The 13,279-nt window shown below is 33.1% G+C and carries 10 protein-coding genes and 1 pseudogene; 8 read left to right on the top strand and 3 right to left on the bottom strand.

The genetic code is table 11. The features are described 5' to 3' along the window. Positions 1-9: 9 nt before the first annotated feature. On the bottom strand, positions 10-1,110 hold the full coding sequence (locus AC3WVA_RS08435; RefSeq protein ID WP_048527973.1) for a glycosyltransferase family 4 protein: 1,101 nt from the start codon (positions 1,108-1,110) through the stop codon (positions 10-12). Positions 1,111-1,188: 78 nt separating this feature from the next. After that, positions 1,189-2,589 carry an O-antigen ligase family protein gene (locus tag AC3WVA_RS08440; protein ID WP_098344652.1) on the bottom strand — a complete coding sequence of 467 codons (1,401 nt, stop codon included), beginning with the start codon at positions 2,587-2,589 and terminating at the stop codon, positions 1,189-1,191. Positions 2,590-2,860: 271 nt separating this feature from the next. On the opposite strand from AC3WVA_RS08440, the gene AC3WVA_RS08445 reads away from it, so the two are divergent. From AC3WVA_RS08445 to AC3WVA_RS08455, 3 genes and pseudogenes are all read left to right on the top strand, one after another. Continuing rightward, the gene (locus AC3WVA_RS08445) at positions 2,861-3,493 is read left to right on the top strand and encodes a trimeric intracellular cation channel family protein (protein WP_048527971.1); all 633 of its coding nucleotides are present in this window, start codon (positions 2,861-2,863) and stop codon (positions 3,491-3,493) included. Between the two features lie 249 nt (positions 3,494-3,742). After that, a pseudogene (locus tag AC3WVA_RS08450) lies at positions 3,743-4,120 on the top strand (protoglobin family protein); the annotation flags it as partial. Further along, positions 4,118-4,924, top strand: a complete 807-nt coding sequence (locus AC3WVA_RS08455; RefSeq protein ID WP_370540068.1) for a methyl-accepting chemotaxis protein — start codon at positions 4,118-4,120, stop codon at positions 4,922-4,924. The pseudogene AC3WVA_RS08450 and the gene AC3WVA_RS08455, both read left to right, overlap by 3 nt. A 90-nt stretch (positions 4,925-5,014) precedes the next feature. Here AC3WVA_RS08455 and AC3WVA_RS08460 read toward each other — a convergent pair whose 3' ends face one another. Continuing rightward, a complete protein-coding gene (locus AC3WVA_RS08460; protein WP_098344651.1) occupies positions 5,015-6,328 on the bottom strand; it encodes an ArnT family glycosyltransferase in 1,314 nt (437 codons plus the stop codon). Positions 6,329-6,641: 313 nt separating this feature from the next. Between AC3WVA_RS08460 and AC3WVA_RS08465 the strand changes: the two genes are divergently transcribed. From AC3WVA_RS08465 to AC3WVA_RS08485, 5 genes are all read left to right on the top strand, one after another. Further along, the gene (locus AC3WVA_RS08465) at positions 6,642-7,154 is read left to right on the top strand and encodes an acyl-CoA thioesterase (protein WP_048527968.1); all 513 of its coding nucleotides are present in this window, start codon (positions 6,642-6,644) and stop codon (positions 7,152-7,154) included. Positions 7,155-7,331: 177 nt separating this feature from the next. Continuing rightward, positions 7,332-8,312 (top strand): glycosyltransferase family 2 protein, encoded by a 981-nt coding sequence (locus AC3WVA_RS08470; protein WP_492321860.1) that lies wholly within the window; start codon positions 7,332-7,334, stop codon positions 8,310-8,312. Between the two features lie 93 nt (positions 8,313-8,405). Continuing rightward, complete coding sequence (locus AC3WVA_RS08475; protein WP_098344649.1) at positions 8,406-9,827, top strand: oligosaccharide flippase family protein; 1,422 nt, start codon at positions 8,406-8,408, stop codon at positions 9,825-9,827. A 274-nt stretch (positions 9,828-10,101) separates the two neighbouring features. Continuing rightward, a complete protein-coding gene (locus AC3WVA_RS08480) occupies positions 10,102-11,655 on the top strand; it encodes an ABC-F family ATP-binding cassette domain-containing protein (RefSeq protein WP_098344648.1) in 1,554 nt (517 codons plus the stop codon). A 90-nt stretch (positions 11,656-11,745) separates the two neighbouring features. Continuing rightward, entirely contained in the window at positions 11,746-13,203 is a 1,458-nt protein-coding gene (locus tag AC3WVA_RS08485; protein WP_098344647.1) for a glycosyltransferase family 39 protein, read from the top strand. The last annotated feature ends 76 nt before the right edge of the window (positions 13,204-13,279 follow it).

Consider the following 13,279-nt stretch of genomic DNA (forward strand, 5'->3'; position numbering starts at 1 on the left):
CTATCCTCTCTATTTCAGTAAAAGTTTTTTATATGCATTATAAGTATCTTCATACAAATTCTTTAGCGAGAAATGAGTAGATGCGTGAGTATATAAACGATTTCCCATCGCTTCTAATTCACCATTCAACCATTTTTCGTAAGCATTTTCTAACGCTTTTGCTAACGAATCTACATCACCAATCGGTACAATCCATCCATACGTATCATCAACTATTAACTTTTTCATATCGCCTACATTTGTTGCAATAGATGTTAAACGTTGATTAGCTGCTTCTAATAAAACGAGAGGGAAACTTTCACTATAAGAGGTTAGCAAATTAATGTGTGCAGATGCATATAATTCTTTTGAATCTGTACGAAAACCTAGAAACATCACCTTATCCTCTACGCCCTTTTGTTTCGCCATCTCTTTTAATTCTGCTTCTATAGGCCCATCACCAAGTAAGAGCACTTTGATATTTGGAATTTTAATTTTTCGCAACGCTTCAAATAAAATATCATGACCTTTAACAGGATGAAGACGCGCTACTTGAATGGCTGTAAATACTCCTTCACCGATGCCAAATTCACTCTTATCATAAGGTTTTACTGGCGTACTATCATACTCAATCCCATTATAAACCGTACAAATCTTCTCTTCTGGTACACCTAGTTTTATTATATTTCGCTTAAAGTTCTCCGTAATTGCAAAGAACAAATCTACCTTCCTAAAAGAACGTAAATTTAACTTCGTAAATACCCATCCTTTTAATCCCCTCTTCATAAAATCCAAAGTTGGATCACTGTGGACAGTCATTATCCATTTCGCTTTTATACCTTTTTTCAAGAGGGAGAGATAGAAATTTGCTCGTGCGCCATGTGTATGCACAATGTCAAATTGATTTTCATTAATAAATGCTTTTATTTTTGAAAGAATTGATAGGTCGTACCGAGATGATTGGGTAAAAACATGCACTTGAATACCAAGGTTTCTCGCCTCTCTAGCAATCGCACCTTCTTCAAATACCATTAATTCCACTTCTTCCTTTGAAAACTGAGATAAAAGTGAAATAATATGTGTTTTCCCCCCACCTTCTTCTGCACCAGCATTCATATGCAACACTTTCATTTCTTACATCCCCCATTTTTTTCTTTTTATTTACTATAACAAAATAAAAGCTAACATATGCTAGCTTTTATTTTTCTATCATTCAATTTCCAAGTCAACTATTAAATATGCCATGATTAATACTAAGAAGAAACTCACTCCAGGTGACATTAAAATATGACCAGCTATAAATGAGATACCTAATCCGAGAAGTATCGATGCAACTACCATTGCATATTTCACAGTAAATATTTCTTTAAATTTAGTAAATATACATGCAATAAATTTAATACCGAAGTATAAGAATGGAATTACAAGTAAAATGAACCCTATGATTCCGAAAGAATAGAACCAATCGTGGAAGTCACGTTCAATTAATTTCGGATCGGCTTTATAGTTACCTGCATAACCCATACCTAATAATTTTTGAGACATTGGGGCTTCTTTATAGAAATCTTTATACATTTGCTCAAATAATTGACGCCCACTGAAAATAATAGCTTGCGTTTCTTCTTTTTTCTCTGCAACTTTTTCTTTTTCTTTTTCTTTCACTTTCTCTTTTTCTGTAACAGGAGGTTTATGCTCCTTAGCTTCTTCTTTCTTTTTCTCTTCCTTTTTCGCTGTCTGTTGTTCTTCAATTAATTGAACATGAATCCCCATATTTTTTAAAAATGGTGAAAAAGGTGTATATGCCATTATGCCCACAAATACAGTTAGTGCAAGAAAACCATTTAATAAATAGGCATTTTTCTTTCCATCTTTACGCTGTGTAAATGCTTGAATAAAGCACATAACAACTGCGATAGCCATTGAACCAAAGATTGCTCCTATGCCAACCTTCGTACCAACTGCAAATAATGAAAAAATAACTAAAATAGAAGGAATCCAATAGTATATTTTGCTCATATTTTTTGTTTTTTCAATTGAATATAAAATAACAATCGGACACATGATGGCTAAAATAGATCCTAACTCATTACCTGCATAAAACCAACCGCGTGATCCTAATTTTAACCATTCATAATTATTGTAATCTGTTCCAGTAGCAATCGAAGCTACCATGACTACCCCAATAATTAGCGATGCATACGTAATATAGTCACGCATTTTTGAATGGCTTTTTTCTTTTAAAGACTTAAATACAAACACATAACAAGTAAGCATAACAAACGGATATAAAGCTTTTGCTATAAACTTAATTTCTTCTGTAAGTACCATAGGGTTTTTTGTAAGCTTGTTATTTACCAATCCGATAGTGAAGACTATTCCTACTAAGATTATATACAATATATATTTTATATTTCCTTGTTTCTTCGTTTGAATTAAAATATATATCCCGCCTAGGAACATAACGAATAAGCGTGTAATAACTCCAATGGTCGTATCAATTTTTAAAACCATGATACAGAACGCTGTAAGCAAATCTAAAATCGGTTGCAACAAAATAAAGATTAGTAGAAAATTTTCAAATTTATTACTTTTACTATTTTCGCTTAACATCTAGAACCTCCATAACTATTACCTAATTTCAATCTATACAGTTAATATTTTTTTCTTATCTCAAATATTTATTATAACATATATTTTTTAATTAAACGTCTCACATTTCTCTCTAACCTTACCCTTATAGAAAAAGCATATTTGCATTTTCAAGCGCTTTCTTTCCTCATTTTTTCTTTTTTTCTACATGTAACGAAAATGCATTGTTATTTACATAACTTTAGTGTATATTTTTTCTCTGGAACATCTTTAGGAGGAAGGGATTACAGCAATGTTATTAATCGACATATTTACGTTTCTTGGCATTATCGCCGCTGCTATTTCCGGTACATTAGTTGGTTTAAAAAAAGATTTAGATTTATTCGGTGTCCTTTGTTTAGCTGTAGCTACTGCGCTCGGCGGCGGTATTATTCGTGATATTATGATCGGTAACCTGCCTCCCGTCGCATTTGTTAAACCCATTTACTTTTTCGTAAGCGTATTATCAGCATTATTTACTTGTATGTTTTTTGAACGTATCAATAAACTGCAAGTCGTTATTATGCTTTCTGATGCTGTTGGCTTAGGTGTTTTTACAGCTATTGGTGCAAATGCGGCAATGTCACATCATGTTGACGCCTCATTTTTAGTTGTTTCAATGGGGGTCATTACAGGTATTGGCGGCGGTATTTTGCGTGACATTTGCGCCCAAGATATCCCCTACGTATTCCGAAAAGAAATTTACGCAATCGCTTCTATTTTAGGGGCAATTAGTTTCCTAATCACATATTCAATGGGGGCACACGTATTAGCTTTCTATGTTTGTTTACTAGTAACATTCGTTATTCGTGTTGTCACTGTCATATATAATGTACATTTCCCCGTTTTCTTTAAAACACATGCTAAAATTAATAAGGGTCATTAAGAGAATTCTACCTAGAATTCTCTTAATTTATATACTATTCTACACACTAATATAGAGTAATTGTATATAAAAATATATAATTATATTAGAACCAAAAATGAAAACGCTTTACAAACAGGGGGAAGAACGATGCTTGGGGTTTTTAAAAAACATAACAATAAAACAAACGTCAGTATACTTGAATTAAGTAAGAATCAACAAATCACTTTTAACGTTCCTACTAATTCTGAACTGAAAATTCAAATGGATATGCTACATATTTCAAAAGAAGATTTACAGATCGTAAAGGTACTACAGCCCTTTATTTATGAAGAAATTGATTGGATTACGGAAAAATTCTATGCCAATATTACAAAACAGCCTAATTTAATTACGATTATCGAGCGTTATAGCTCTATTCCAAAACTAAAGCAAACTTTAAAAACACATATAAAAGAATTATTTAGCGGAGATATGCATGAAGACTTTATTGAACAACGTGTTAGAATTGCCAAAAGACATGTACAAATTGGGTTACATAGAAAATGGTATACTGCCGCTTATCAAGAATTATTCCGCTCTATCATGAAGATTTTAAAAACGAAAATTACAACAATTGACGATTTTTCTTATTCTATAAACGTAATAAATAAATTATTTGCTCTTGAACAAGAACTCGTTATTGCGGCTTATGAATCTGAATATGAAAGAATGCAAAAGGAACATGAAAAAGAAAAAGAAATAACAGCTATGACAATTACGCATATTGCAACAGAACTAGCATCTGTATCTGAGAAAACGAGCGCTTCTATTCAACAGTTAACCGCTAAATCTGAAACGATTGTAGGAATTGCCAAAACAGGTACATCATTAGCTACAACATCAGAAGAAAAAGCGAATAAAGGTAAAGAGCAATTAAATGAGCAAAATAAACGAATGGAATACATTCAAGCGAACATGGAAACGATTATTACAGATACTCATGAACTTCTCGATATTTCTAATAAAATTAACGAAATTATAGATATTGTAAAATCCATTGCAGAGCAAACAAATTTACTCGCACTAAATGCTGCCATTGAATCTGCACGAGCTGGGGAATTTGGTAAAGGCTTTTCCGTTGTAGCTGGAGAAATTCGAAAGTTATCAGAGCAAACGAAAGAATCTATATTCAACGTTACAAAGCTCGTCGAAAAAACAAATGAACAAATTATTCGTGTCTCTTCTTCAGTGAAACAAATTAGCTCCCTCGTATCTGAAGGAACGGATAGCATGTCTGCAACAGATCAATACTTCCAAGAAATTGTAAAGGATATGTTTAACTCGAAAGAACAGAATAAAAAAATTGAAAATGAGTTAGAAACTATTTCACAAGTAATGAAAGGAATTCAAGAAGATTCCTCACAAATGGCTCTAACAGCTGATAGTTTACAACTAGAATTAAACCGATAGAGTGAAGCTTGTGTCAGTAGAGATTCTTCATCTCTGCTGACTCTCAGTCCTCCTCTTCCATGAAAAAAAAGAATCCAAACTGGATTCTTTTTATTTTCTGAAGAATATTTTTTGACAGTACACATAACTCATATAAACACCAAAGCTTTGCAAAATAAACAAGGCTGGCACGATAAGATTGTAATATGCCATATTTACTTGGAAGAGTCTTAACAATACATATCCGCTAATTAACAACAAGAACAACATATATCCTTCGTTTTGTTGTTTCTTAATAAGAAAGTGTAATAAAGCTATCGACATAAACAATGTTACCGCTATGTATATAAGTTTTTCACATTTAAATAGAATGGAATGTATTCCCTCACCTGAGAATTGATTTATTACTGGCTTTAAAAGTGTAAATCTTTCCTCTTCAATTTCTTTTAGCTTTTGATCAATATGCTCTGTTACGCTTTGATTCTTATTTATTTTTTCCTCATTTTGACCTTTTCCAATTAAAACAGATTGAACATACGTCTCATTTGAAATTGTATATTGTGCCATTCCCATTGTCTGAATTCCATAACTCACACCAAAATGAGCACTATAAAATAAAATAAGTATCCCTATCATCTTTAATAATACTTTTTGCTTCATTGCTGATTGAAATAATTCAATTAACAACACATATATAGCAATAAAAATAGGAAGAAATAATCCGATCGGGAGAATCATATTACTACATGCAAATAAAATTGCTGAAAGCACCCACATGTAAGGATGATCGAAACCTTTATATAAAAGTATGTAACAAGCCAAATAAAATAAAAATATTGCAAGCGATTCTGCTGTTAATAAGGAGCTCATAAATATATTCGGTATATATAAAGCGTAAAACACAGACGCAATACGGCCGCATTCTTCACCAAAAATCATTGCTGCAATACGATAAATGAAAAATGCAGTCCCTGTGCAAAATAAAATATTAAATAACTGCAATGCAAATACTGTATCGCCAAATACACGAATAATAATTGATTCATAAATAATAAAAGGTAATTGCGCTACATTCTCTACGCTATTACCAATCGCAATCTGCTTTGCAGACTCAAACATCGCTTTCATATCACCGATTATCGGGACATCTACAAATAAAACCATACTAAGTCTCACAACTATAGATGCACTAATAAGAAAAATAAGGAATTGTTTATCTGTAAAACGATACTGTAAAATCGATGCCACTAACAGCATGAGAATAACAAAAATAACTAATACGATTGTTACACTTGTTGCATTGTCGCCAAAAAATTGTTTGCTTATTTCAAACGCAGACCAACAACTATAAACAAAAAATGCAAACATCGCACCAATCATTATTTTACTAAAAAAAGACGAAAAATTTGTTTGTATATGATTCATATGTCCATTGCACCTCTATTTCCATTCATAACAAAACGATTCTATCATGAATAGGCATACCGCTGATAGGGAATTTCTATGACAAATATAGGGTCCTAATTTTTTCACTTGCAATGTAAGCGAATCCTCTTTTACACTACACTTTATATAATGATAAATTTTCTTTCAGTTACATGAATACAAATACAGAAGTTTTGCTAACTCTCTTCTGGAATTCTTTACTTCGTTAAATATCTATTGATTTTTAATATTTTTGTACTCCACTTACAATACATGTCATTCTGATTGAAAACAGAAAATAGGGGCTGACCATATGGAAAAGAAATTCATGCGAGAATCCAAAGCAATTAAAACAACACGTGTTTTTCCAAATGATTTAAATAATCATCAAACACTTTTCGGAGGAAAACTATTAGCAGAAATTGATAGTATCGCTTCAATTGCAGCTGCACGACATAGCCGTAAACATTGCGTAACGGCATCTATCGATTCTGTTGACTTTTTAACTCCAATTCACCAAGCAGATTCTGTTTGTTACGAAGCATTCGTATGTTATACAGGAAAATCTTCAATGGAAGTGTTCGTAAAAGTAATTGCTGAGAATTTATTAGCAGGCGAGCGTAGAATAGCTGCAACATGTTTCATTACATTCGTCGCATTAAAAGATGGAAAACCTTCGTCTGTTCCACAAGTACTACCTGAAACGGAAGAAGAGCATTGGCTACACACAACTGGTTCGGAGCGTGCAGAAAATAGAAAAAAAGGACGTTTAAAAAGCAAAGAAATGGCTGAAGTATTAACATTGAGTAAACCTTGGAGTATGTAATAACTGATTTACCTTCCTTTTTACAAATTCAAAAGGAAGGTTTTTTTATATAAAATACATAGTGTTGATTTACAAAGTTTATATGCGGTAAACTTATACAGATGTTCTTGTAATCTTCTTCCTTGCAAAAGGCCTATATAATGTACAACATAAAAAATTTGAGGAGATAATAATTATATGATGGAACAAACTCAACTCGTTTCCGTTATTGTCCCGCTGTATAATGCGGAAAAATACATTGAAGAAACGATGGAATCAATACTGAATCAAACATATAAAAATATTGAAATTGTAATTGTTGATGATGGAAGTAAAGATCAATCATCTTCTATCGTTAAAAATCTCAAGAAAAAATACCCTGAACAAATAAAATATATCTTACAAGAAAATCAAGGCGTTTCCGTTGCTCGTAATACAGGAATTGAAAATGCAAGTGGAGAATATATTTCATTTCTTGATAGTGACGATTTATGGCATCCAACAAAAATAGAAAAGCAAATCACAAGCATGCAGAAAAGTAATATGAACGCCTGTTATTGTGGGTATATGAACTTTTACGAAGAGACTGGTGAAAAAGTTGAAAACACGACAAACTTTGTAAAAGGGAATATGATAAAGGCTTTCTTAACACATCAAGTTTTTGCTCAAACAAGTACATGGATTTTCAAAAAATCCATCGTAATAGATCATACTATTCGTTTCACACCAGGTTGTAGCTGGGGAGAAGACTTAGAATTCCTTTTTAAATTAATGAGTGTAACAAATGTATGTTATGTGGATGAATATTTAACATATTATCGAATTCTATCAGGAGGAAATCTTTCTTCAAATTATAAAGATTATGAGTTAAAAACGACAAAAGAATTAGAAGTATTTAATCGAATGAAAGATTGGATTCATAATAAATCAAAAGACTTAATCACTGATGATTCTACGGAACTGATTGAAATCCTTGAAACTTATCTATTCCCATATACAGTCATTAACAATGCTTGTATATATATTAAAGGACACCCTAAATTAGATAAATCAAAGGTTCAGTTAATTAAAAGTGATATAAAGAAATATTGTCGCAAAATCTATTCAAAAAATGGGAAACGAAGCAAAAAGTTATATGCGATGCTTTGGTTTGTACGCATCAAATTTTTATTTTCTTAAATAATTGAATATGCTTTTAAACAGTCTTTCCGTAAACAAATTAAATTTACAAATAGGACGAGCATGTCCCGACGAATAGAAAGGTCTTTTTCCATGAAAACAAACAAAATCCTTAAAAATGCCTCCTACCTCTTTGTAGGAAATATCACCGTTCGATTTGTACTTGCTATTGCAACCATTCTCTTTGCAAGATATGTTTCACCAGATGAGTATGGGATGTTTACAGTTGCATTAGCAGTTTCCGCTGTCATTTGTTATTTTACAGATGCAGGTTTGACACATACGTTTATGCGTGAAGGAACGAGAAGCGACGCTAACATTAGCGTATTAATAAGTAGTTATTTACGTATTCGTTTAGTGTTAGCTATCGTAATTTCTGTACTCTTCGCTATTTTCGCTCAGTTCTTCTACACTGATGCTTACTTACGTGCCATGGTATATTGGGTCGTACTACCAACCATGTTTGGAGCCACTTTACAAGGTGTGGGGATGGCTTATTTCCAAGTAACAGAGCGTATGCAATTTACAGCAATTATTTCTGTACTACAAGGTGTGACAGCCGCAGCCGCTCTTATGCTAGGGATGTCATTTAAATGGTCACTTATGATGGTCGCTGCCATGTATGGAATATCTAGCCTTGTAACAGGGCTTATCGCCTTCTTAATGGTACTCCGCCATACAAAAGTTCATAAAGGCTGGGACAAAGGAATTTTAGATCAACTGCTTATTTTCACAATCAATGGCATTATTATTATGCTTTTACCGCAGTTAGGTCCTATTATATTAGAAAAAGTTTCAGCGAATGAGCAAGTTGGATTCTTTGGGGCTGCCTATAAAATACCTGCTGTACTTTACCAAATCCCAGGTGTAATTGCAGCAGCCTTTTATCCAAAATTATTCGCTTTCGGAAATGAAAAAAATATTGAAGAACATAGAAAACTATCTCAGTTTGAATTAAAACTTATGTCCTTCTTAGGTATGGGAATTGCTATCCCATTTATTGCTGATCCAAGTTTTTGGATTGTTACTTTATTAGGTGAAAAATATGCACCAGCTGGTGACGCTCTTGCAATTTTAGCCTTTATGGTCATTTTACAATCTATCAGCTATCCACTTGCCGATAACTTAACAACAATCGGACAACAGTGGAAGCGTGCGACAATAATGGGAATTGGATTGGTTGTTGCCATCATAAGTTATATCATCTTAGGTAGCAGATTTGGAGTGATGGGAGCTTCTATAGCGGCTGTCCTTACTGAAGTTACTTTATTAATTGGATTTACTTTATTTGTCCGTAAAGGTTTCGGACTATTATTTAAAGGAATTATATTTAATAGTCTCGCATTTATAATTAGTTTCGTTCTATACCGTACAATATTAATTAGCTTGCCACCACTAGTAGCTTTAACGCTTACTGGTATATTGTACGGCATTATCGGTCTTGCCATTGATCCACAAATACGCGGGTTACTTTTAGGATTCGTAAATAAAAAGCTCGGCAAGAACATAGCATAAGGTTAAACTTTAATCAACAGAGATTTTACAGCGTGTTAATCCGAGATAAAGGTCGCTTTCTTCCTCGAATTTATGAGAAAGAAAGCGACTTTTTATTTACCATTATTATTCGTATATAAAATTGTTTCTTTTAGTCCCTCATAAATATGGAGCTTCAGACAGAATAATACAAAAAATTTTTTTTCAAAAATATACATTTTTGAAATGATAGCATTATATCAAAGAATTTAGTATCATGATTCAAGACACTATTTAGAAATGAACGGAGGACATTATGAGCTTATTAACAGTTGAGAAATTAGGCCATACATTTGGTGATCGCACATTATTTAAAGATGTATCCATGCGCTTACTTGCAGGAGAACACGTTGGATTAGTCGGAGCAAACGGTGTTGGTAAATCAACATTTATGAATATAATCACTGGTCAACTTATCCATGATGAAGGGCGCGTTGAATGGACGCCTGGTACAAATTATGGGTATTTAGACCAACATACAATTTTAACGCCTGGTCGCACAATTCGTGAAGTATTAGCAGATGCATTTTTACCTTTATTTGAAAAAGAAAAAGCATTAAATGAAGTTACAGAAAAAATGGGAACTGCTACACCAGAAGAATTAGAAGAACTACTTGAGCAAATGGCAGAAATACAAGATGCTCTTGAAGCAGGCGGTTTCTATTTATTAGATATTAAAATCGAAGAAGCTGCACGTGGTCTTGGAATTGATGCAATTGGTCTAGATCGTGATGTTGCAGCATTAAGTGGTGGACAACGTACAAAAGTATTACTTGCAAAGTTACTACTTGAGCAACCGGAAGTATTACTATTAGATGAGCCTACCAACTATTTAGACGTTGAACATATTCATTGGTTAACAAATTATTTAAAAGAATACCCACATGCATTCCTATTAATTTCCCATGATACGGAATTTATGAATAAATGTGTTGATGTTATTTTCCATCTAGAATTTACAAAAATGACGCGTTATACAGCGACATATGAAAAATTCTTAGAGCTAGCAGAAATCAATAAAAATCAACATATTAACGCTTATGAAAAGCAGCGAGAATTTATTAAAAAACAAGAAGATTTTATTGCAAAAAATAAAGCTCGTTACTCAACGACAGGCCGTGCAAAGAGCCGTCAAAAACAACTTGATCGCATGGAGCGTATCGATCGTCCTGAAACAGCTATCAAGCCTGAGTTCTCCTTTAAAGAAAGTCGTGCAAGTAGCCGATTTGTCTTCGAAGGGGAAAATGTAGAGATTGGATATACACATCCGTTATTACCGAAATTAACGATGACAATTGAACGTGGTGAAAAAATTGCAATTGTTGGATGTAATGGTGTCGGTAAGTCAACACTATTAAAAACGATTTTAGGTAAGATTAAACCATTAAGCGGGAAAACTAGTCTTGGTGACTTCTTAAACCCATCATACTTCGAGCAAGAAGTAAAAGCTGATAATATAACACCAATTGATGATGTTTGGAATACATTCCCTAACTTAGACCAACATCAAGTACGTGCAATGTTAGCGAAATGTGGTTTGAAAAACGAACACATTTCTCGTCCGTTGAATCAATTAAGCGGTGGCGAACAGGCAAAAGTTCGTTTATGTAAACTAATGGGGGAAGAAAGTAACTGGCTACTCTTTGATGAGCCAACAAACCACCTTGATGTTACAGCAAAAGAAGAGCTTAAAAAAGCGATGAAAGCATACAAAGGAACAATTCTTCTTGTATGCCACGAACCGGAATTTTATGAAGATTGGGTAACAAAAACTTGGGATGTAGAAAAATGGTCCCAAGAAAATTCTTAATCACCTGAAACCATCCTTTTACACACCTAGTGTGTAAAAGGATTTCCCCTTAAAATAGCAATTAAATTCAATAAGGAGTTTTTACTTATAATGAAAAGTCCATTTTTTCTAAAACTTAATACATTTTGTGTGAAATCCTTGTTAGTGCTATGTCTCATTATTTCTGCAGCTATTACATGGCAATCAGTATACGTAGTTAGAGAACAAGCCAACACTCGTTTACTTATTATAGTCCCAATTATTATTATGATAGGACTTCTATTTTTATTAGTTGGCTATATTTCTAACAAATATATGTCAAAACTAATATTCACTATTTCACTTATCATTTTAGCTTTCTCTATTCGATTCATCTGGGTTCTTAATATCCAAACTCCTGTCGAATCAGATTTTGCTATGATGTACAATGGTGCCGTGCAAGCAACTAAAGGAGATTTTAGTTTTGCCCAAAGTACATATTATACTTCATGGGTTTATCAACTTGGATTCACAATGTACCAAGCTTTTATTATTAATTTATTTGGCGAAGGAACCTTCCTTCTAAAGTTCTTAAACGTATTATATTGTACAGGAACAACATTACTCATTTACAAAATAACTTCTCACATATTTAACGAGTGGTCTGGACGTGTGGCTGGTTTACTATATGCAATCTATATCCCAAGCATCGTATTAAGCTCAGTCCTAACAAATCAACATCTGGCTACCTTCTTATTTTATCTTGGGTTTTATTTACTAATTACAAAAGGCTTAAGTCATAAATATATGTGGATTTTTATAGGGATTTCGCTTTCTTTAGGTGATATAATGCGCCCGCTCGGTGCTATCATCCTAATTGCAGTAACTATTTATGTCTTTTTACAAGGTATGTTAGGTAAATCAAAACAAGATATCTTCACTTCCATTAAAAAACTTTGTGGAATTTTCGTCGTATTTTACCTTGTACACTACATTATAAGTTATTCATTTATATCTGCTGGAATTACACAATATCCGCTATCTAACCGTGATCCTCTCTGGAAATTCACAGTAGGGTTTAACCATGAAACAAAGGGTGGCTATTCTGCAGCAGATGCAGAATATATTATGTCCCTTGAAATCGGTGAAGAACGCAAAGCTGCTGAAAAGAAGCTAATTCAAGAACGACTGGCTGATCCACAAAAAGTTTTATCTTTATTTGGTGATAAGTTCACACTCATGTGGGCAGATTATGACTCCGCTCCATTATGGAGTTTACTGACACTTGGGAACACAGATAATGATATGATTACTTTAAAAGATGACCTTACGAAATATGAAAAGTATATGTACATTACAGCTATGTTCTTTAGCACATTAGCCCTTCTTTATCTCGTATTGACTAAGCAAAATAACACGCATTATACACTATTTTTATTATTGATAATCGGTTACATAACGGTTCATTTCTTAATTGAATACCAAACAAGATACCGATACTTCATCATTCCGAGCTTTACGATTATTCAAAGTTACGGGCTATATTTATGCTATCGATTTATATCGAACAGAAAGTCCTCAAAAGTTTAACTTTAATTAATAAGTATTTGATTATTAAAATAATCGAAAACAAATAGAAAAGGCATGAGCCCGGTGCAATACCGAA

Source organism: Bacillus sp. EB106-04-02-XG92, assembly GCF_058791995.1.

Coding starts and splice junctions, on each gene's coding strand:
- AC3WVA_RS08435 (WP_048527973.1), bottom strand. CDS start 1,110: ATGAAAGTGTTGCATATGAATGCTGGTGCAGAAGAAGGTGGGGGGAAA.
- AC3WVA_RS08440 (WP_098344652.1), bottom strand. CDS start 2,589: ATGTTAAGCGAAAATAGTAAAAGTAATAAATTTGAAAATTTTCTACTA.
- AC3WVA_RS08445 (WP_048527971.1), top strand. CDS start 2,861: ATGTTATTAATCGACATATTTACGTTTCTTGGCATTATCGCCGCTGCT.
- AC3WVA_RS08460 (WP_098344651.1), bottom strand. CDS start 6,328: ATGAATCATATACAAACAAATTTTTCGTCTTTTTTTAGTAAAATAATG.
- AC3WVA_RS08465 (WP_048527968.1), top strand. CDS start 6,642: ATGGAAAAGAAATTCATGCGAGAATCCAAAGCAATTAAAACAACACGT.
- AC3WVA_RS08470 (WP_492321860.1), top strand. CDS start 7,332: ATGATGGAACAAACTCAACTCGTTTCCGTTATTGTCCCGCTGTATAAT.
- AC3WVA_RS08475 (WP_098344649.1), top strand. CDS start 8,406: ATGAAAACAAACAAAATCCTTAAAAATGCCTCCTACCTCTTTGTAGGA.
- AC3WVA_RS08480 (WP_098344648.1), top strand. CDS start 10,102: ATGAGCTTATTAACAGTTGAGAAATTAGGCCATACATTTGGTGATCGC.
- AC3WVA_RS08485 (WP_098344647.1), top strand. CDS start 11,746: ATGAAAAGTCCATTTTTTCTAAAACTTAATACATTTTGTGTGAAATCC.